Consider the following 22225-nt stretch of genomic DNA (forward strand, 5'->3'; position numbering starts at 1 on the left):
AATCTTAGTATCTCAGCACCTTAGTACCTCAGAACTTAAAAAAAACTAATTCTTGAAAGCATCCAGTGATTTCTCGATAATTTCAAGACACTCCTGAATTTGAGATTCGGTCATCACTAAAGGCGGTGCCAGTCTAATTTTATTTCCATGAGTTGGCTTAGCCAATAATCCGTTATCTCTGAATTTCAAACAAATTTCCCACGCCAAATCTGAATCTTCACCACAATTAATCACAATTGCATTTAATAATCCTTTACCACGAACCAGTGTGATCAGGTTATTGCGTTCTGCAATTTCATTTAGTCCTTTTCTTAAAATAATTCCCAGACGTTCTGCATTTTCGGCAAGATTTTCTTCTTTGATTACTTCAAGAGCAGCTATCGCAACCGCAGCTGCAACCGGATTTCCTCCAAAAGTTGATCCATGTTGTCCCGGTTTGATTACATTCATAATTTCATCATTACACAAAACTGCTGATACCGGATACACCCCGCCAGAAATTGCTTTTCCTAAAATTAAAATATCAGGTTGTACATTTTCATGCTGTACGGCCAATAATTTTCCAGTACGTGCGATTCCTGTCTGAACCTCATCTGCGATGAACAAAACATTATGTTTTTCACACAATGCTTTGGCTTTCGCTAAATATCCTTCAGAAGGAACATAAACTCCTGCTTCTCCCTGAATTGGTTCTACTAAAAACCCTGCAATATTTTTTGACGACTCCAATGCTTTTTCAAGAGCAGCCAGATTATCGTATTCTATTTTTATAAATCCTTCTGTAAAAGGTCCGAAATTTTTGCGTGCTACTTCATCATTTGAAAACGAAATGATGGTAGTCGTTCTTCCGTGAAAGTTGTTCTCGCACACGATTACCTGTGCCTGATTTTCCGGAATTCCTTTTACTTCATAAGCCCATTTTCTACACACTTTAAGAGCCGTTTCAACTGCTTCGGCACCGGTATTCATAGGCAATACTTTATCGAAACCAAAATACTTTGTTACAAATTCCTCATAATTACCTAATTTATCATTGTAAAAAGCACGCGAAGTCAGCGTAAGTTTTTGAGCCTGATCGACCATAGCCTTCACAATCTTTGGATGACAGTGTCCTTGATTTACGGCAGAATAAGCAGATAAAAAATCAAAGTATTTTTTTCCGTCTACATCCCATACATAAACCCCTTCTCCTCTTTCTAAAACAACAGGAAGTGGATGGTAATTATGTGCTCCGTATTTATTTTCTTTTTCAATCAAAACCTCTGATTTTGACGACAGGGCATTTTCAGTATGAATCATGATCTTATTTATTTAAAAATTTCTAAAACCCAAAAGTATTAAAAATTTCTCATTAAACTCTCTAAAAACACCAATTTTGACTTTAAAAGTCTTTTTAAAAGTCAAAAATAAAGATTTAAAAGGTTAAAAAAATCAATTTTAGTTGCTTTATAATCCCTTTCAGCCCCTTGTTAATTAAAAAAAATAGTTACTTTTATGAATGCGAAATTATTGTCGCCTATTTAGAGTTTTTTTTAGAACAGCTGCAATAACAGAAGCATTAAGATTAAACACAATTTATAAGAATGGATATATTAGACGAATTTGATATTAGCATCATTAAAGAATTAGAAAAAGACGGAAGAATGGCTTTTTCTGCAATCGCTGCTAATTTGAAAATTTCAAACACCATGGTGCATCAGCGTATTAACCGAATGATCGAACAAGGTGTAATTGGTGGAATCAAACCTATCATCCAGGAAAAAAACATAGGTTATGACTGGGCGTCTTTTACAGGAATAACCTTGAATAAAGATTCTGATTCAGATCGGATTATTGAAGAATTAAAAAAAATTCCGGAAATTACAGAGTGCTATTACGTGACAGGATCCTTTACGCTTTACATTAAAATCATAGCCAAAAATCACGAACACATGCGCCGAATCCTTTATGAAAAAATCGATGGTATTCCGGGTATTGCCAAAACCGATTCGATTATTGAACTGGGCTGCGCGTTCAAACGAAATATCTCTTTATAATTACTTTTAAATTTTAAACCATGATGTTACGAAAACTGCTTTTACTTACTTTGTTTTGCTGTAAGTCCATGCTGTTTTCGCAAATCGTTGTTCCCAGTCCGTCAAAAAGTGATTTCTCCCCGACACTTTCTTTCTTAGCTTCCGATTGGATGGAGGGGCGCGGAACTACACAAAAAGGAGCTTTACTGGCCTCTGAATATATTGCTTCAATGATGGAGCTTTACCAACTAGTTCCTTACAACACAAAATCAGGATACTATCAGAATTTCAAAATTGAAGAACACACCATAAAAAAGGCTGCACTTGAAATAAAAAAAAACAGTAAAGAAACTTTTCCCCTTTCTCCACATACCGATTTTCAGGTTACCCCTATCGCACAATCATTACAAAAAGAAACCGAAGTCGTTTTTGCCGGTTACGGATTAAATCTACCGAAAGAAAACTATGATGACTATAAAAACCTGAATACAAAAGATAAAATTGTTGTCGTTCTAAAAGGCTTCCCGGGACATTTGGACAGCACCTCGGTATCGCATCAAAAATTCAAAAAGTACTATCCCGAAGAAAACAACCTGGAAGAAATCAAACTTCAAACCGCTATCAGTAAAGGAGCCATTGCATTGATTATTATTGATTGTAAAAAATGGGGCAAATTTAAAAAAGAAACCGCCTTCCATTCCCTCGAAAATTCAGCCATCACTTCGATTCCCGTTTTTGAACTAAGTAAATTCGCTGCCGAAAAACTTTTTGCCGGAAGTAACATATCGTTAGAACATTTTGAAGAAAAAGCGGCGCAAAAACCATCCTTTGCTTCTGCTCTCTTGAAAAAAACAAAGATTAGTTTCGCTATAGAATTGCAATCCCAAACCTTTCCGGTTCGCAATGTTTTAGGAATGATTCCTGGAAAAGACACTACTAAAACTATTATTGTTGGTGCTCATTACGACCATTTAGGCATCCTAAACGATTCTGTTTACAATGGAGCCGACGACAATGCATCTGGAGTTTCCGGAATGTTGGCATTGGCCAAAAAATGGTCCGAAGCCAAAACAAAACCTCCCTGCACTATTTTATTCGCTTCGTGGACTGCCGAAGAAATGGGACTTTTGGGAAGTGACTATTTTGTTCAGCATTTGGATTCCGAAAAGCAAAAAATACTGCTCGCTATTAATATGGACATGATTTCGAGAAGTGCTCCCGAGGACAAAACGCATCGAATGCTAAGCATTGGGACTCAAAAGGAAAACGATTATCTAAAAGAAATTGCGAATCTCAGCAATACAAAACTTTCAAAACCTTTTACACTCGATCTCTGGGAAACTAACGGTCATACCGGAAGTGATTATGCGTCTTTTACTGCTAAAGGGATTCCTATTATGACATTCTTCAGTGGTTTTCACGACGATTATCATTCGACGCGTGATATCGCTTCAAAAGTAGATTTAGATAAAGTAAAAGATGTTCTCTTTATCATCAATACCTCTCTTTTAAATTTTATAAACCAGCTGCATTAACTCCATTCAAAACGATGAAAAACCGACTTCCTTCCCATTTTTCGTATCAAAAAACCCTGATCGTTATACTGCTTTTTACAGTGAGTCTGCTTCAGGCACAAAGTCCCAAAGGCAAACTTTTCATCATAGGTGGTGGCGATCGGTCTGATGCTTTGATGAAACAAGTTTTAAATGTTTCTGAATTGACCAAAAAAGATTTCATCGTCGTTTTGCCCATGTCAAGTGAAGAACCGGACAGTTCCTTTATTTTTTTCAAAACACAAATGGCAAAATTAACTCCGAATCCAATTGTGATGCTTAATTTCAATAAAGAAACAGCTCAAAACAAAAAACTAACGGATTCACTTCAAAAAGCAAAACTGATTTTTATAAGCGGTGGAGACCAGACCCGTTTTATGAATGTAGTACAAAATACTCCAATTCAAACGGCGATTCAAAAAGCCTATCAAAACGGAAGCACCATTTCCGGAACTAGTGCCGGTGCCGCTGTAATGTCTGAAAAAATGATTACCGGAAATCAGAAACTGCAAAAAGAATACTCCGGAACCTTTGATAACATCCGTTATGACAATCTTGAAACTGCTGAAGGTCTTGGACTACTCAAAACCGCTATCATCGATCAGCATTTTTTAAAGAGAAATCGTTATAACCGATTGCTTTCCGCATTAGTCGAGTTCCCTACTTTAACCGGAATCGGAATTGACGAAAGCACTGCCATCATTGTACGAAACAATCAGATTGAAGTTGCGGGTGAAAGTGAAGTGATCGTAGTGAAAAACCCAAAAGGAATTCTGAAATCTAAAAAGAATAATCTCATTTCGATTGAAAATCTACGCATGAGCATTTATACTGCCGGACAAAAATTTAATATCCAATAAACATGTTTACCACCAAAACTATAAAATTAGCCTTTGTACTTTGTTGCGCAAGTCTTCCTCTTTCTGCACAAAAAATCAATTCAAAAGAAGCCGCTCGTCTCGAAAATTTAGCCCAACAGGTTAGTATTATCAGAGACAACTGGGGTATTCCGCATGTTTATGGAAAAACCGATGCTGATGCTGTTTTTGGACTATTATACGCCCAATGCGAAGATGATTTTAAACGCATTGAAATGAACTATATTGAAAAATTGGGACGCCTTTCAGAAATAAAAGGACAAGCCGTTTTATACAATGATTTAGAAATTAAATTATTAATTGACACCGAAGAAGCCAAAGCCGATTATAAAAAAGCTCCCTTATGGCTCAAAAAATTATTAAACAGTTATGCCGATGCTATTAACTTTTACCTCTACAAACATCCCGAAGTAAAACCGGCACTTTTAACACATTTTGAACCCTGGTTTCCTTTGCTTTGGACTGATGGAAGTATTGGAGCCATCAGTACCGCCGATTTAACAACGGGAGAATTAAAAGCTTTCTATTCCGGTAATGGTGATAAAGTGGCGTATGTTGAAAGAGAAAAAAATGTACAGACAGGTTCTAATGGTTTTGCATTTGCACCCTCAAAAACGGCTGCCGGCAATGCTATTTTGTACATCAATCCACATACCACCTTTTATTTCAGACCCGAAGTGCAAGTCACCAGCGAAGAAGGTTTAAATGTTTATGGAGCGGTAACCTGGGGGCAATTTTTCGTCTATCAGGGTTTCAATGAGCATTGCGGATGGATGCACACCTCTTCCAACGTTGATGTTGCCGATATGTATGCCGAAAAAATTGTCGATAAAAAAGGTAAATTATTTTATGAATTCGACAAAAAACTAATCCCGGTTATCGAAAAAGAAATTGTAATACATTACACGGAAAACGGGAAATTAATCCCTAAAAAATTCAAAACCTACTTCACCAATAATGGTCCGATTATGGCCAAACGTGACGGAAAATGGATCAGTTTAAAATCAAATAACCGCTCGATGACCAGTTTAATTCAGAGTTGGGTCAGAACCAAATCAACCAGTTTTGAAGATTACAAAAAAGCGATGGACTTAAAAGCCAATACTTCAAACAATACCGTTTACGCAGACAACCAAGGAAATATCGCTTATTGGCATGGAAATTTTATCCCAATCAGAGATAAAAACCTTAATTGGTCTAAAGTCATTGACGGATCGATCTCTTCTACGCAATGGAAAGGTCTGCATAATGTAAACGAAACCGTTCATCTGTATAATCCAACAAACGGATGGCTCCAAAACTGTAACTCAACACCTTACACTGTTGCGGGAGAAAACAGTCCGAAAAGAGAAAACTACCTGCCTTATATGGCGCCTGACGGAGAAAATTTTAGAGGAGTAAATGCCGTTCGAATTTTCAGCAAAGGCAATCAGTATACTTTAGACAAAGTAATTGCTGACGGATATGATACTAAATTATCGATTTTTGAAATTTTAATCCCAAGCCTGATTACGGTTTACGAAAAAAACAAAACAACATATCCCGAATTAAACGAAGTCATTTCGACACTCAAAAACTGGGATTATTATGCCAAAGAAAATTCAGTAGCGACCACTCTGGCAGTCGAATGGGCGTACAAATTAGATCCGATTATACTGAAAGCATACGTCGATGAAGGAGAACCGGATCAGGTAGAGAATACCCGAAAATTTGCAACGAATGCGACCGCGGTTCAAATGCTTCCGCAATTACAGTTCGTTTTAAAAGAACTGAACTCAAAATGGGGAACCTGGAAAGTAGCCTGGGGAGAAATAAATCGTTTTCAACGTTCAAACGGCGACATCGATTTAAAATATGACGATGCTCAGCCGAGTTTACCCATCGCTTTTGGACCGGGCTCCTGGGGAAGTTTACCTTCCTTTAAAAGCAGTTATCAGAAAGACTCCAAAAAACGATACGGTTACAATGGCAACAGCTTTGTATGTGCTGTAGAATTTGGTCCAAAAATAAAAGCAAAATCATTGTTAGCCGGAGGTAATAGCGGAAATCCTGACTCCAAACATTTTAACGATCAAAGTGAAATGTATCGAAAAGGAAGTTTTAAAGAAGCCTTGTTTTACAAAGATGATGTGATCAAAAATGCCGAGAAAACCTATCATCCCGGTGAATGATTTTCATTGTAAGAAAATAACGTTTAAAAACCTCGGAAGAAAAACAATCCGAGGTTTTTTTGTATCGTAATATTTCTGATATTTGTTAAAAATTGAACTCTTATGAAAAATTCGGCCTTTCTCTTATTTGCTACCATATTGTTTTCCAACGCTATAAATGCGCAACTAAAAGCTGTAAAATACACTGACGGTTCTCAGGCTCTAAGTGGATTATTTGCAAAATCTGCTAAAAAAAACACTCAAAATCCGGGAATTTTATTGATTCCGGCCTGGCTTGGCATCGACAAAGCTTCTAAAGATATTGCAGAAAACTTATCCAAATTAGGTTATAATGTTTTCATTGCTGATATCTATGGCGAAGGAAACAAACCTGCAAATACCGCCGAAGCGGCAAAGCAATCCAGTTACTACAAAAATAACTTTGAAATATATCAAAAACGCATCAATGCCGCATTACAGGAATTGATCAAATCAGGAGCCAACGCCGACAATATTGTAGCCATTGGGTACTGCTTTGGAGGAACCGGCGTTCTTGAAGCTGCACGCGGACATTTAAACCTAAAGGGAGTCGTTTCTTTTCACGGAAGTTTAGCCAGAGATGCCGCCCGCAAAATCGAACCCATTACAACTAAAGTATTAATTTGTCACGGAGCCGACGATCCCTATGAATCAAAAGAAGAAATCACAGCTTTCCAACAGGAAATGAGGGATTCAAAAGCCGATTGGCAAATGATTTATTACGCTAATGCTGTACATTCTTTCACCAATCCTGAAGCAGGAAACGACAACTCAAAAGGAGCAGCCTATAATGCCGTCGCAGCAAAAAGATCTTTTGAGCATTTACAACTTTTCCTGAACGAAGTATTGAAAAAATAAGTTTTAAAACTGCGATTTCCAAAGAATAAAACGGACTTCAACTATATGGTTTTAAAATTTGACTGATACATGAAATTCGCGGCAAAAAAAACACCTGTATTAACCCGAATAATTATTTTTAAAATTTACGGAAATTCGCGTTATTCGTGGCAAGAAAAAACAAACCAAAAAAACCAAACCAATACCATTTACAATCAATGTCACACAGTCCGATTAGAAAAGACAAAACCTGCTTAAACTGCAGACATGTTGTTGAACAAAAATACTGTCCCAATTGTGGACAGGAAAACACCGAATCCCGAAAAACATTTCATTATCTGTTCGTTCACTTTTTTGAAGATTTGACACATTATGAAAATACTTTCTGGCGTACTATCAGATACCTTTTGTTTAAACCCTCTGCATTAACCTCAGAATATTTAGCCGGAAAACGTTTATCCTATTTGGCACCTGTACGCTTATACATCTTTATCAGTTTTGTCACTTTTTTAATGATTGCTTTATTTCCCGGCCATTCAAAAGAAACCTCAACTGATTTTAATCTCGACGTGAGCCGCAAGAAAGAAGTTCCAAAAAATATTTTCACAGGAGATCTTAATGATTTAAAACCCGGAGATGGTTTTGACAAATTTACAAAAGAAGTCGATTCCGTTCAAAAATATGCTCCGGAGGAAAAAAAATTAGATTCGTTTAGTTACTGGATGATTCAAAAAGTAAAATATGTAAAAGAGCACAATACCAAAAAAGAACTCATTAGCAAGTTTACAGAGTCTTTTGTACACAACATTCCAAAAGTACTTTTCATTATAATGCCACTATTTGCCTTCATTTTATGGCTCTTTCACGGTAAAAAAAGATGGTATTATTTTGATCATGGAATATTCACCTTACATTATTTTTCTTTTTTACTTCTCGTAACCTCCATCTTATTTATTATCCGGAGATTGGTTGGGTTATTTGGAGAAGAAAGCCCACTATCTTTTATTTCAAGTATAACTGACTTTTTTGGAGGCCTCTGGATGTTTTACTATTTTTTTCCGGCACACCACCGTTTTTATGGCGAAACAAGATGGATTTCCTTCTTTAAAAGCATCATATTGATGTTTATAAACTTTACTGTCATCTTATTTTTATTAGTTTTCTACATTTTCTATACCTTTATCAATTTACACTAAACAACATATGAAAAAAATCATAATCCTGTTATTAATTGGTACTGCATTTTCGTGTAAAAACACACAATCAGTTACCTTAAAAGACAATTCAGATCCGTCTAAATACATCGACTTTATTTCTGAAAAAGACCTAAAAACAATGCTTTATGTTGTAGCCTCTGACGAAATGGAAGGTCGGGAAACCGGATCGAAAGGACAAAAGAAAGCAGGCCTTTACATGATCGGGCAATACAAAAAACATGGAATTTCGTTTCCTAAAGGCGCAACCGATTATTACCAGCATATTCCTGCCTCATTTTTAAATGCCAGACGAAATGAAAACTTACCCGATTCAGAAAACATCTGGGCCTATATTGAAGGATCTGAAAAACCGGATGAAGTTTTGGTTATTTCAGCACACTACGATCACGTAGGAGTAAAAAATGGAGACGTTTATAATGGTGCTGATGATGATGGTTCCGGAACTGTTGCTGTAATGGAAATGGCAAAAGCATTTGCAAAAGCCAAAAAAGACGGGCACGGTCCAAAACGTTCTATCCTGTTCCTGCACGTTACCGGAGAAGAACACGGTCTGCATGGTTCTCGCTATTATTCTGAAAATCCTTTATTCCCAATCGCTAATACCATTGCCGACATTAATATCGATATGATTGGCCGTCGTGATGTAGAACACGAAAAAACAAACAATTATGTGTATGTAATTGGAGCCGACAGACTCTCTACTGATTTACACAATATTGTTGTGGCACAAAACGAAAAATACACTAAAATTGATTTAGATTTTAAATTCAACGACCCGAAAGATCCAAATCATTTTTACGAGCGTTCTGATCATTATAACTTTGCAAAATTCGGAATTCCATCCGTTTTCTTCTTTAACGGAGTTCACGAAGACTACCACAGAAAAGGCGATGAACCTCAGAAAATCGAATACGATGCTTTGACTAAAAGAACAAAATTAGCTTTCTCCATTGCCTGGGAATTAGCGAATAGGTCTGATCGTCCGGTAGTTGATAAACCGATTAAATAAAGATACTAAGATGCTAAGATTCTAAGTTGCTAAGATTCTTAGGTTCTTAGGAGTACTTAATTATAAAGCTTTTTATTTGTCTAATGGACTGAAATAAAACATGAAACACATACAAAACCTAAATCGGTTTATTTTATAGCAGAAGGCTGTCTTTTTTTAGACAGCCTTCCTTATATTATGGCACTTCTTTTTTGTATTGCTTAAAGATTATTCTTGCATCTTAGACCAACTTTTACATAAGCCATCGCAATGATTTCTTATTTAAGCGGGTACTCCTGATTTTAATTTCTGCACAATTTCCAAACATCTATTTTCAAAAATTGACTGCTCAACTGGCACAACAACCGAGTCGAATAATTTCATCAAATCATCAGAATGTGAGGCACGTTTTATGCTCTGAATATTGTAATGAAAGAACTTAATCCACAAAATTGCTTTCAATTCTGTTTCATTCTCATTCCACATTTTCATTTCAACCAGCAGAAAATTATCGCTGTACTGAACCAATTGCGACTCAATCAGTACCGTTTCCATTGTAAAAGCAGGCCGCATATAACTAATCTGGTTAGTTGCTACTACCCAGCTAAGCCCTGTTTCCTTAAGATATTTAAAGATATCCAAATCGTAATGTTCTGCAATCTGATCTTCTCTTGTATTAATAAAATACTCCAGATACTTTGCGTTGTTTAAATGATTAAAAGGATCACAATCCTGAAATCTGATTTTCTTTTTTGTTTTTAATACTTTTTCCATTCTTTGAATCTATTTTATCAAATACCAATCGGTATCTGAAGGGTTAAAAAATTTTATTTCCTTATTTTATCAATTATTGTACTATCTATAAAGTCCATTACTGTAGTTATGTAACTCTCATCATTATGCGTAAAGGCCAAAAGAGAACTTCCTTCAATTAAAGACAATAACAGCTTTGCATACTGCAGCGGATCAATATTCTCCTGAATTTCTCCACTACTAATACCTTCACTAATAATATTGGAAAGTCCGGTAATAAACCTCTGAGACAAACTCTGTGCACTCTTAAACAACAGTGGATTGATATATTTAGTATCTACCCCTACACGCAGCATTGGACAACCACCTCTGTCTTTGACTACCTCATAATAGCTCCTTTGATATTTCGTTATCGTGTAAAGTTTCTCTAAACTTCCTGTAGTAGAAGCCAGTATTTTGAATAAAGGTGTTATAGCTACATCTACATTCAATTGAAAAGACTTTAAAGCTAACTCTTCTTTATTGGCAAAATTGCAGTAAATAGCCCCTTTGGTAAGCCCCGTAGCCTTGGTAATATCCGTAAGACTGGTCCCCACATATCCCTGTCTGTTAAAAACAGGTGCTACTTTATCCAATATAAATTCAGAAGTATTCATTATTTTCCAGTTTTCAACCATTATTTTCCAAACAAATATAACACAAATACCGATCGGTATTTCATATAAAAGTTTTTTTTCTTCTAAACATAAAAAGAAAGGGGTGAATTCTTTGAATTCACCCCTTTATATATTTTATCATCTTAAAAGATTAGTAACCAAGAAATTTAACGGTAGTAAAAAAAACTTAGCATCTCAGCTCCTCAGAATCTCATCACCTTTTCTAGTCATTCATAGAAATCAAAAACTCTTCGTTGTTTCTGGTTTTCTTGAAGCGGTCGTTTACAAAATCCATAGATTCTACCGGATTCATATCAGACAGGTACTTACGCATGATCCACATTCTTTGCAATGTTTTCTCATCCAGTAATAAATCATCACGACGTGTACTTGACGAAGTAAGATCGATAGCCGGGAAGATACGTTTGTTAGCGATTTTACGATCCAATTGAAGTTCCATGTTACCGGTTCCTTTAAATTCTTCAAAGATAACCTCATCCATTTTAGAACCTGTTTCGGTCAATGCGGTTGCAATAATACTTAATGAACCACCGTTTTCTACATTTCTGGCAGCTCCGAAGAAACGTTTTGGTTTTTGCAATGCATTAGCATCAACACCTCCACTTAAAACTTTACCTGAAGCAGGCTGAACAGTATTGTAAGCTCTCGCTAAACGAGTAATCGAATCAAGTAAAATAACCACATCGTGTCCGCATTCTACCAAACGCTTTGCTTTTTCAAGAACGATATTCGCAATCTTCACGTGTTCTTGCGGTTCTCTGTCGAAAGTTGAAGCAATAACTTCACCTCTTACACTACGCTGCATATCCGTAACCTCCTCAGGACGCTCATCAATCAAAAGAACGATAAGATAAACTTCGGGATGGTTGGCTGCGATTGCGTTTGCAATGTCTTTTAGCAACATTGTTTTTCCCGTTTTAGGCTGAGCGACAATCATACCACGCTGTCCTTTTCCTATTGGAGAAAACAAATCGATAATACGGGTTGAAACTGAACTGCCTTTTTCGGCTAATTTAAATTTTTCAGAAGGGAAAACCGGGGTAAGATGTTCGAAAGAAACTCTGTCGCGAACAACTTGAGGATCGTGACCATTAATTTTAAGTACACGAACAAGAGGGAAAAACTTTTCGCCTTCTTTTGGAGGACGAACTACTCCTTTTACAGTATCTCCGGTTTTAAGACCGAACAATCTGATTTGTGACGTTGATAAATAAATATCATCAGGAGAGGCTAAATAATTATAATCTGATGAACGTAAAAATCCGTAACCATCCGGCATCATTTCGAGAACACCTTCACTTTCGATAATTCCGTCAAACTCAAAGTCTGAATCTCTGAAATTACTCTTTTTATTTTTATGATTTGGATTTTGATTCCCGTTGTTTCCGTTCCCGTTTTGGTTAGAATTTGGATTCTGATTTGGGTTTTGGTTGGGATTCTGATTTTGATTTTTATTCTGGTTCGGATTAATCTTCTTGGTTTGAACCGGTGCTTCTGTTTTTTCAGCAACAGCAACTTCTGCTATAACTTCATTTTCCGGAGCTGTTTCTTTCGTAGCTTCCTTTTCTTTTTTCAAAGCAACCTTTTTCTCGTAAGCCGATTTACTAAACTTTACAATTTTTGGTCCTTTTTTCTCTATTGCTGCATCTTCATTATTCTCAGTACTTTCAGTATTCTCAATATTTTCCTGAACTTCCGGTGTTGTTTCAACGCTTTTTACTTCTGCTGTTTCTTTTGCTGCTGCATTTCCTTTTATCTTCGGATTTGTTTTAGGATTTGCTTTAATAGCCGGAGTTTTAGTTACTGCTATCGGAGCTTCCGCTTTTTCAGGAGCTTCCTCTGCTTTATCAAATTCCAGAACCGGTGCATTCTTATTTACTGCCGTTTTTTTTGCCGGAACAATTCTTGCTCTTTTGGGTTTTTCATCAACTATTTCCGCTTCTGCCACAGGACTAACCGGCGGCGCTACAGTCGCTTCCTGATGTGCTAAAATCTGACTTATTAAAGTCTCTTTTTTAACGCCATTAAACTTTATAGTTTTAGCTAACTTAGCTATTTCTTGAAGCTCAGAAAGCTTCATTTCTTTTAATGCAGAAATATCAAACATGAATGTTCTATGAATTTAATTATTTTAACGGAAATATTGTAAAAAGAATAGGTAGATATTTTTTTTCGATTGACCGCAGTATGAAGTGCTTACGGTATTATGATGCAATAATACGAATAAAATTTAATCATACAATAGTATTTTAAAAAAAGAAAATATATTTTTGTAAAACAATTTTAGACCATGATACAACGAATTCAGACTGTATATTTAATTCTTACCTTTTTAATTACGGGGGTATTACTGTTTTTCACTCCACTTTGGACCTTAAACAATGGTAAGCCTTTTTACTTTATGCAGGATAAGTTTTACACGATACTATTAGGTCTAAGTACAATGCTTACTATCATTAGTATTATTTCATACAAAAAAAGACAAAATCAGTTTGTAATGGGCAGACTGAACATAATATTAAATTTAATTTTATTGGGATTATTTGTATATCGTTCTCTAAATTTATCTGGAGATACTACTACCATTGTATCAGAGAAAGGTATTGGGATGTTTCTACCTATTGTTGCTATCGTATTATTAGTTTTAGCTAATAAGGCCATCAAAAAGGATGAAGATCTTGTAAAATCTGTAGACCGTTTGAGGTAAACCTATAAACTTAATTTTTTTGTGCGAAGAGAACCCGAATTTTAAATTCGGGTTTTTTTGTGCTCTAAATTCTCCGTAATTTGCTGCATAACAGTCAAAACAAACTTAAAAAGAAACTTTGTAAGATATTTTTTCATTTATTTGCATTTCAGTTCCCCGAATAATTATGAAAGATAAAATAAGAATACACCTGGCAGATGATCATCAGGTACTTATTGATGGCCTTAGTAACTTACTGCAGACGGTTGAAAATTTTGAAGTAGTAGGCAAATCATACGATGGTGATACTGTTTATGAAGATATTATTCTAAACAATCCCGATATCCTGATTCTGGACATTAGTATGCCTAAAAAAGACGGGATCGAAGTCGTTAAAGAACTTCAGCAAAAAAATGTACCCTGTAAAATCATCATCCTCTCCAGCTACGACGATCTCAAAATTATTAAAGAAGTAATGAAACTAGGAGTAAAAGGTTATCTCACTAAAAAATGTGCCGGAGAAAACATTATAGAAGCCGTAGAAGCCGTTTATCAGGAACAGGAATATTATTGCGATGCCGTTAGAGAAAAAATCTTTAATATTTTCTCTCATAACAATCCAAAACTCAATAAAAATATCAAAGTAGACAACCCAATTCTAAGCGCCCGCGAAATCGAAATTATCACTTTAATTGCATTAGAATACAGTGGGAAAGAAATTAGCGAACAGCTCTTTATCAGTACAAACACGGTCGAAACACACCGAAAAAACATCATGAAAAAACTACAGATAAAAGGTTCTATTGGCTTGGTAAAATATGCTCTGAAAAATAATCTGATAAATTCCTGATCATTCTAAGAAAAACACCTTTTGCTATGTCCTTTTTCAGATACTTTATATTTTTCATTCTTTTAGCCACTTTCACCAGCTATCCTACTGTTGCTCAAGAAAAAACAGTTTCAGAAAACAACACGAATGCAGTTGTCGAAAATACCAAAAAAAACAATACTTGTCTTCCTGAACAAATAAGAAACAAACAAATTATAAGCTTATCAATCGTGATGATAATCCTCTTGTTCTTTTTGTTTTATTTTTTCTACCAAAACAACAAACTAAGACAAAAGATTAAACGGAAAGATGCCAAGCAAAAAATATTATTAAATGTGATTAATGCGGGCATTGACAGCCAGGAAGTTGAACGTAAAAAAATTGCATCGTTTTTACATGACAACATTAATTCTTTATTATCTACTGTTGGACTGCATTTAAAAACTTTCACAACACTAAACGATATAAAATCAGACGAAATTCAGAAAGCAAAATCGATTCTACAGGAAGCACACGATCTTTTGCGAGATATGTCACACGACTTGGTTCCTACGCTTCTGGTTCGTTTTGGGTTAATTTATGCTTTAGAAGATCTATGCGAAAGAAACTCAAATTCTCATATAAATTTTAAATTTTCGAGCACCATTCCAACAGAAAAAAGATACATCGAAAAATTTGAAATGAAGCTTTACTTTATTGTTTCGGAGCTTTTCAATAACATTGTAAAACACAGTGATGCCCAAAAAGCCAAGATTTTCCTATCCGAAAAAAACAATCAGTTTATCATTGTAATTCAGGACAACGGAAAGGGTTTTGAAACCCAAAGACTAAACAATTTTGAAGGTTTTGGTATTAACCGAATCAGGGCGAGAATCAAAAAATACAAAGGAAGTATCTCAATCACTTCAAAGGCAAACGAAGGAACCACTGTCAAAATTAAGGTTCCGCTACCCTTTTAATTTAGCTTTACTTTTTACCAATTTCAACTATTTCCAGATCCTTTATTTTATCACCGTCAATTACAAATCGTAACATTGTTCTCACCTGATGAAATCCACTTTTCCCTGCCGCTCCGGGATTCATATGCAGCAGATTATTCTTTTTATCGAACATAACTTTCAGTATATGTGAATGTCCACAGATAAATAATTTAGGCGGATCCGACGCCATCTCTTCTCTTATATTGGGATTATACTTTCCCGGATATCCGCCAATATGTGTAATCCAAACGGAAACATCCTCACATAAAAAGCGATTGTGCAAAGGAAATTCTAATCTCGCCTGTGCATCGTCAATATTACCATATACACATCGCAGAGGCTTTAACTTTTTGATCGTATCCGTAACATTCAGATCACCAATATCTCCAGCATGCCAGACTTCATCGGCCTGAGCTACATATTTTAAAATAGTATCATCAATATGACTGTGGGTATCCGAAAGCAAGAGAATTTTTTTCATTCAAAGGTACAAAGGTTCAAAGGAGCAAAGATACAAAGGTTTTTTTTTAAAAGGTGCTAAGGTGCTGAGGAACTAAGATACTAAGGTGTTAAGGTTCTAAGTTTCTTTACATTTTACAATAAAAAAAAAATCCGACTCGTAAAAAAACGAATCGGATTTATTAGATATTATGTGTTCCAGTAAAAAACACACTCACCTTTCAGGACTATAACTTATTATCCTTTTTTGGGTGATTTTGTTTCTTTTAAATCTTTGGTATCCATCATTTCCATGAGTTTCAACCCAAGTAAACCACTAATAGAACCATCAGAGCCGCCATTTCCGGAGATTAGTACATCTGGAATTACTTTGATATTTCCTTTACCAATTTCTTCGGTGACTTTGTATCTGGTAAAATTATCCCCACCCATCGCACTAACTTGCAATTGGTATGATTCTGCTGTCGATTTACCAACAGCCATAATTTTCTCTGCTTCGGCCAAACCGGTTTTTGAGATACGCTCTGCCTCGGCACTTGCATTCAATTTGGTCGCTTCCGCCTGTGCACCTGCTCTTGCTTTCGTTGCTTCTGCCTCAGCATTTGCCCGCATTTTAGTTGCTTCGGCTTCAGCGTTCACATTCAGTTTTAAACTGGTAGCGTCACCTTCTGCTTTCTTAACGGTCGCGTCGGCAGTACGTTGTGCAATTTCAACACTTTGCGAAGCGCGCACAATCTCTTTCTGCATATCTGCAATTGCCGTTTCTTTTTCCATTCCCTGACGCTGTTCCTGAGCCATTCTTTGGGTTTGATATGTTTTTTGTTCTTCTTCAGCCAACTTCCTGTCCGTTAAGGTTTTCATCAGCGAATCCGGCGGAACAATATCTCCAATCAATGTATCAACAGCATTAACATTATACTCGTCAAGTACTAATTTTATGTGATTCTTAGCAGATTCCTGACGTTCTTTTCTGGTACTTAAGAAAGAAATTACATCACTGTCCTGAGCGGAGTTTCTGAAATAGTTACCAATTGTAGGCTCTAAAACCTGAGAAACCAGATTGTTCATGCTTCCAAAACGCGCAATTACTTTTGGGGCTTCATTTGCCGGTACGTGGATAATCTGCGCTACGTCAAGATTAAAAGGAAAACCGTCTTTCGAACGAACTGTAATAGTAGACAGGTTTTTATCTAAATCATGCGATTCACTACGAGCATTTGCCCAGTTTAAAACTAAATTAGTTGTTGGCACGGGCTCCAGTTTGGTCGTGTATTTGTTCAGGGCATATTTCCCCGGTCCAAAAGGCTCCATCCAAACACCTCGCTGTCCTTTTGAAACAATATTTCCATGTTTAAAAGTATCACCCGTAACATCCTGACCGTCTTCTCCAATATAAGAAATCACCACACCAACATATCCGATTGGTACATCCGTCATCGGGTTTTGTTCGATTAAGATTCCCCACGTGTTAATGTAGTACGATCCTGCCAACATTACCTGAGGCTGCAGACCACGATTTCCTCCTTTGTCTAAAAATTGATCGAAGTCCTGAAAGTTATTATGTCCTTCGACAAACTTCCCGGCGATTTGTCCCTGCGGAATAGGCTCTCCGTCAAGAGCGGTCACAATACCAATCATATTCTCATAAATCTTGATCTGATCTGCAATTATAATTTCAAACAAAAAGGTATTAATACGATACGATCCTGTTGTAATAAATGCGGTCTGACGTCCTTTTTGTCCGCCATTGTTCAAAAAAGAAGTAGCGTCCTGAAAATTATCACTGTCCACTCTTCTTGCCAGGATTCTTCCGGTTGGAATCTCCTGCCCGTCTTTACTTAAAACCAATCCAATTTTACCTTCCGGAATAACCGTAAATCCGGTCATATCAATTGAATATTGCCAGATCCACATTCCCCAGTACAAACCCGGAGCAAGTGTTTGCGCCTGATAACCGGCTTCACCTTTTGTAGCAATAATACGCCCGTCGGGAAGCGATTTATCAGCTCCGAACAAAACAAATTTCTTGGTTACCAAACCAATTTTATTTTCCGGAACCATAACCATTCCGAAAAATACACGCAAAATAAATTTGTAAAAAACAATGGCAAATAAGATTAAAATTATCCACCAATAAGAAGTAATTTCATTCATAGTTTTAATATTTTAGTATTACAAACATAGGAGAAATACTTCCTGTTAAAATGAAAAATTTTAAAATTTAACTCTTATTAATTTTTACTTAAAAAACTTAAAATTCGATTTCTTCTCCATCGTTAGAATTGTCAATTTCTGACACGATTTTTAAGTCTGTTAACTGCGGTTGGTATTTTGGGTTTTAACAATTTCTTCATAGGTCCAGAGGCGCATAGCTACAAAGGAGCGGAGGTTTTTTTTAAGGGAATAAGAAGCTAAGGTTCTGAGAGGCTAAGACACTTATGAGACTAAGTTATTCTAAGATTCTTTCAATTATTCTTATTTAACAAAGAAACTTCTCCCCATTGCTCCTTTGAACCTATCAAACAAAAAACTTAGTTCCTTAGAATCTTAGCATCTTAGTATCTCAGAACCTTAACATCTTTTTTTAAAAAACCTTTGTACCTTTGTACCTTTGTACCTTAGAGCCTTTGTCCTTTAAAAAAAACCTTTGCACCTTTACCTTGAGATATTTTATTCAATTTGCTTATAACGGAACTAATTATCATGGCTGGCAATTTCAGCCCAATGCCTCTTCTGTTCAGGAAACTTTAAACAAAGCACTTTCCATTTTATTGAACACTCCTATAAGCGTTATGGGTGCCGGAAGAACAGATACCGGAGTTCATGCGGAAGAGATGTACGGACATTTTGATATTCAAACTCCACTGGATATTTCAAATTTAATACACAAACTCAACTCCTATTTACCCAAAGACATTGCTATTTTTAATATTCTTCTGGTTCACGATGACGCTCATTGCCGATTTGATGCTACTAAAAGAACTTACGAATACCATATCAACACGGTTAAAAGCCCTTTTTTACAAGAATTGAGCTGGTATTTCAATCAAAAATTAGATGTAGATCTGATGAATGAAGCTGCAAAAATTCTACTGAACCATACCGACTTCCAATGCTTTTCCAAAGTAAATACAGATGTCAATACTTTTGATTGCACGGTTTTTGAGGCGTATTGGAAACAAGAAACCCATAAGCTTATTTTTACCATCTCGGCCAATCGTTTTCTTAGAAATATGGTTCGCTCAATTGTTGGAACACTAGTAAATATTGGCTTGCATAAAATTTCCCTAACTGATTTTGAAACGATCATCGCCAGCAAAAGCAGAGAAAAAGCCGGATTTTCGGTGCCGGCACACGGATTGTATTTAACCGAAATTGATTACGATTACTTATAGCTGTACGCTTTAAGCCGTAAGCAATAGGCTTTAACCACGAAGTGAAAGCCTATTGCCTAAAGCTTATAGCTTAAAGCATTAAAAAAAATAAATGAAAGCAAAAGCATTTGATACCGGATTATTCAAACGAATCTTAAAATATACCAAACCTTATAAATGGCGCTACTACGGCGTTATTATTTTTGCTGTATCTCTTTCTATTTTTGCAGCTCTTCGCCCCTATTTGCTAAAACAAACGGTCGACGGCTATATCAAGACTTACGACAAAGAAGGTTTACTACTTTATATCATGTTAATGGGAGCGGTTCTTTTAATGGAAGTTTTCTCTCAGTTCTATTTTGTCTATTGGGCCAACTGGCTTGGACAGGATATCGTAAAAGACATTCGTACCAAACTTTTTAAACACATACTAAGCTTCAGAATGAAGTACTTTGACCTGGTTCCGGTGGGACAATTGGTTACTAGATCTGTTTCAGATATTGAATCGATTGCCCGAATTTTTAGCCAGGGCCTTTTTATGATCATTAGTGATTTAATGAAAATGCTTGTAGTCCTTATTTTCATGTTTTACATGAACTGGAAATTAACATGGATCGTAGTCGTTGCCATGCCGATTTTGGTTTACATAACCCGAATATTCCAACGTAAAATGCAAGTCGCTTTCGAAGAAGTCCGCACGCAGATTGCCAATATGAACTCTTTCGTACAGGAACGTGTTACAGGAATGAAAATCGTACAGCTTTTCAATCGCGAACAAATTGAAGCTGATAATTTTAAAGAAATCAATAACAAACACAGAGTTGCCTGGATTAAAACTATTTTATACAACTCGATATTTTTCCCTATTGCCGATATTATCTCTTCTATTACCTTAGGGGTAGTGGTCGTTTATGGTGGATTCAAAATCCTGAACGGAGATCATTTTACAACTTTCGGAGATTTGTTTTCCTATACGATGTTTATCGGAATGCTGTTCAATCCCTTACGACAGATTGCAGATAAATTCAACGAGATGCAATTAGGGATGATTGCCGCCAATCGTGTTTTTGATATCATCGATACTCAGGATCATATTCAGGATACCGGAACAATTGAAGCTCCAATTTTTGAAGGAAGCATTGAATTTAAAGATGTGCGTTTCAGTTATATTCCGGAAGAAGAAGTCATAAAAGGAATTGATTTATCTGTCGCTTCAGGTCAAACTGTCGCTATTGTAGGTTCAACCGGAGCAGGAAAATCTACCATTATCAATTTACTGAATCGTTTTTACGAAATTAACAGCGGCACCATTTGCATTGACGGCCATAATATCGAAAATTATACTCTGGCCTCGCTTCGAAAACAAATTGCCGTGGTTTTGCAGGATGTTTTTTTGTTTGCCGATACGATTTATAACAATATCACTTTACACAATCCCGAAATTAGTCGTGATCAGGTTTTAGAGGCCGCTAAGAAAATTGGCGTGCACGATTTCATCATGAGTCTGCCGGATAATTATGATTTTGATGTAAAAGAACGAGGGGTTATGCTTTCATCCGGACAGCGTCAGTTAATTGCTTTTTTAAGATCATATGTCAGTAATCCGAGTATTTTAATTCTGGATGAAGCAACGTCTTCAATAGACACCTATTCGGAAGAACTCATTCAGCGCGCTACCGAAACGATTACCAAAGGAAGAACTTCGATCATCATCGCACACCGATTGGCTACGATTGTAAATGCCGACAAAATCGTTGTGATGGATAAAGGTCTGATCGTAGAACAAGGAACGCACCAGGAATTGCTCCTTAAAACCGACGGATATTATAAAAACCTGTACGACTCTCAATTTGCTGTAGCGAACTAGATTTCAAAATGCTAAAAAAGTTCTTAAAAAAGTTAAAATAGCGTTATAAGAATCATAAATCTACTGATTCACAGTCTTTAGGATAGCACTCTTTTTTTTTGAATTATTTATCTTTGAGAGACAAAATTCAAATGCAAAAGAAAATGCCACAAAACAGATTTTATCCAAACGAAGAATTCAAAGAAATAGAAATAAACGCCTCATTACAACTTAAATATGCTATTTCAAACAAAGGCCGACTCATTAGTTTTACAGATGAAATTCAAAACGGACGTATTCTAAAAGGCGGTTTAAGCGATGGTTATCCTACTTTTAGATTTAAGGTTAAAGATGGTGACAAAATTGTCAACAAATACCTCTTTCTGTACAAATTAGTCGCTCATTATTTCATTCCGAAAGAATCAGAAGAACAAACCTATGTACTCCATCTGGATTACAACCGCAGCAACGACGATGTAAAAAATTTATGCTGGGCAACAAAAGCCGAAATGATGGCGCACAGCCGCAAAAGTCCACATGTGATTCAGGCAAAAAAGAATCTGATCGAGCACAATTTAAAAGCCGACGGAAGAAAGTTAACGACTACCAAAGTCATGTTAATCAAAAAAATCCTCGCACGTCCGGAACAAAAAACACGTCTGAAAATGATTGCCAAACAATTTGGTGTTAGCGAAATGCAAATCAGACGTATCGCCACCGGTGAAAATTGGGGCCATGTAAAGGTCTAATACATACAAAATCATTCTATTATTATCATTATCCGGAGCTTCTTAAAAAGAGCTCCTTTTTTTTGCACCAACACCAACAAACAAACCTCTCATTTTTAAGTGTTTAAAATAATTTCACGCCAAAACATTAAAAAGCAGAGTCAAAAAAGGCAGAATAATAGGATTAATACTTTTATTAATTGTAAACTTGCATAC

General features: G+C 36.1%; 19 protein-coding genes. 13 read left to right on the plus strand and 6 right to left on the minus strand.

The features are described 5' to 3' along the window. Window positions 1-45 precede the first annotated feature (45 nt). The gene (gene rocD, locus B0A80_RS04075) at window positions 46-1299 is read right to left on the minus strand and encodes an ornithine--oxo-acid transaminase (protein ID WP_017496011.1); all 1254 of its coding nucleotides are present in this window, start codon (window positions 1297-1299) and stop codon (window positions 46-48) included. Window positions 1300-1583: 284 nt separating this feature from the next. Between rocD and B0A80_RS04080 the strand changes: the two genes are divergently transcribed. The 7 genes from B0A80_RS04080 to B0A80_RS04110 all read left to right on the plus strand — a co-directional run bounded on the left by B0A80_RS04080 (window position 1584) and on the right by B0A80_RS04110 (window position 9698). Further along, window positions 1584-2036 (plus strand): Lrp/AsnC family transcriptional regulator, encoded by a 453-nt coding sequence (locus tag B0A80_RS04080; protein WP_017496012.1) that lies wholly within the window; start codon window positions 1584-1586, stop codon window positions 2034-2036. Between the two features lie 20 nt (window positions 2037-2056). Continuing rightward, a complete protein-coding gene (locus B0A80_RS04085; RefSeq protein WP_089076513.1) occupies window positions 2057-3550 on the plus strand; it encodes a M20/M25/M40 family metallo-hydrolase in 1494 nt (497 codons plus the stop codon). 14 nt (window positions 3551-3564) lie between these two features. Next, entirely contained in the window at window positions 3565-4428 is an 864-nt protein-coding gene (locus tag B0A80_RS04090) for a cyanophycinase (protein WP_089076514.1), read from the plus strand. A gap of 2 nt (window positions 4429-4430) precedes the next feature. Beyond that, window positions 4431-6617 (plus strand): penicillin acylase family protein, encoded by a 2187-nt coding sequence (locus B0A80_RS04095; RefSeq protein ID WP_089076515.1) that lies wholly within the window; start codon window positions 4431-4433, stop codon window positions 6615-6617. A 102-nt stretch (window positions 6618-6719) separates the two neighbouring features. Further along, window positions 6720-7493 carry a dienelactone hydrolase family protein gene (locus tag B0A80_RS04100; protein WP_089076516.1) on the plus strand — a complete coding sequence of 258 codons (774 nt, stop codon included), beginning with the start codon at window positions 6720-6722 and terminating at the stop codon, window positions 7491-7493. Between the two features lie 197 nt (window positions 7494-7690). Continuing rightward, entirely contained in the window at window positions 7691-8668 is a 978-nt protein-coding gene (locus B0A80_RS04105) for a DUF3667 domain-containing protein (RefSeq protein WP_089076545.1), read from the plus strand. Window positions 8669-8675: 7 nt separating this feature from the next. Continuing rightward, complete coding sequence (locus tag B0A80_RS04110) at window positions 8676-9698, plus strand: M28 family peptidase (protein WP_070907197.1); 1023 nt, start codon at window positions 8676-8678, stop codon at window positions 9696-9698. 261 nt (window positions 9699-9959) lie between these two features. On the opposite strand, the gene B0A80_RS04115 is transcribed toward B0A80_RS04110, so the two are convergent. From B0A80_RS04115 to rho, 3 genes are all read right to left on the minus strand, one after another. Then, window positions 9960-10451: an acyl-CoA thioesterase gene (locus B0A80_RS04115; RefSeq protein WP_089076517.1), complete on the minus strand. Its 492-nt coding sequence runs from the start codon at window positions 10449-10451 to the stop codon at window positions 9960-9962. A 53-nt stretch (window positions 10452-10504) separates the two neighbouring features. Then, complete coding sequence (locus B0A80_RS04120; RefSeq protein WP_089076546.1) at window positions 10505-11086, minus strand: TetR/AcrR family transcriptional regulator; 582 nt, start codon at window positions 11084-11086, stop codon at window positions 10505-10507. 223 nt (window positions 11087-11309) lie between these two features. Further along, the gene (gene rho / locus B0A80_RS04125; protein ID WP_089076518.1) at window positions 11310-13214 is read right to left on the minus strand and encodes a transcription termination factor Rho; all 1905 of its coding nucleotides are present in this window, start codon (window positions 13212-13214) and stop codon (window positions 11310-11312) included. Between the two features lie 183 nt (window positions 13215-13397). Between rho and B0A80_RS04130 the strand changes: the two genes are divergently transcribed. From B0A80_RS04130 to B0A80_RS04140, 3 genes are all read left to right on the plus strand, one after another. Continuing rightward, complete coding sequence (locus B0A80_RS04130) at window positions 13398-13814, plus strand: DUF4293 domain-containing protein (RefSeq protein ID WP_070907200.1); 417 nt, start codon at window positions 13398-13400, stop codon at window positions 13812-13814. Between the two features lie 166 nt (window positions 13815-13980). Continuing rightward, entirely contained in the window at window positions 13981-14643 is a 663-nt protein-coding gene (locus B0A80_RS04135) for a response regulator transcription factor (RefSeq protein ID WP_089076519.1), read from the plus strand. A 26-nt stretch (window positions 14644-14669) separates the two neighbouring features. Further along, on the plus strand, window positions 14670-15581 hold the full coding sequence (locus B0A80_RS04140) for a sensor histidine kinase (RefSeq protein WP_089076520.1): 912 nt from the start codon (window positions 14670-14672) through the stop codon (window positions 15579-15581). A gap of 7 nt (window positions 15582-15588) precedes the next feature. Here B0A80_RS04140 and B0A80_RS04145 read toward each other — a convergent pair whose 3' ends face one another. Together B0A80_RS04145 and B0A80_RS04150 are read right to left on the minus strand one after the other, a co-directional pair. After that, a complete protein-coding gene (locus tag B0A80_RS04145) occupies window positions 15589-16083 on the minus strand; it encodes a metallophosphoesterase family protein (RefSeq protein WP_017496025.1) in 495 nt (164 codons plus the stop codon). Between the two features lie 215 nt (window positions 16084-16298). After that, window positions 16299-18215: an SPFH domain-containing protein gene (locus tag B0A80_RS04150; protein ID WP_089076521.1), complete on the minus strand. Its 1917-nt coding sequence runs from the start codon at window positions 18213-18215 to the stop codon at window positions 16299-16301. A 506-nt stretch (window positions 18216-18721) separates the two neighbouring features. Between B0A80_RS04150 and truA the strand changes: the two genes are divergently transcribed. The 3 genes from truA (at window position 18722) to B0A80_RS04165 (ending at window position 22030) form a co-directional block, all read left to right on the plus strand. After that, the gene (truA, locus tag B0A80_RS04155; protein ID WP_089076522.1) at window positions 18722-19456 is read left to right on the plus strand and encodes a tRNA pseudouridine(38-40) synthase TruA; all 735 of its coding nucleotides are present in this window, start codon (window positions 18722-18724) and stop codon (window positions 19454-19456) included. Window positions 19457-19547: 91 nt separating this feature from the next. Further along, a complete protein-coding gene (locus B0A80_RS04160) occupies window positions 19548-21302 on the plus strand; it encodes an ABC transporter ATP-binding protein (RefSeq protein ID WP_089076523.1) in 1755 nt (584 codons plus the stop codon). A gap of 143 nt (window positions 21303-21445) precedes the next feature. Next, on the plus strand, window positions 21446-22030 hold the full coding sequence (locus B0A80_RS04165) for an NUMOD4 domain-containing protein (RefSeq protein WP_089076547.1): 585 nt from the start codon (window positions 21446-21448) through the stop codon (window positions 22028-22030). Window positions 22031-22225: the final 195 nt, after the last annotated feature.

The sequence above is a fragment of the Flavobacterium tructae genome (assembly GCF_002217475.1).
Lineage (GTDB): Bacteria > Bacteroidota > Bacteroidia > Flavobacteriales > Flavobacteriaceae > Flavobacterium > Flavobacterium tructae.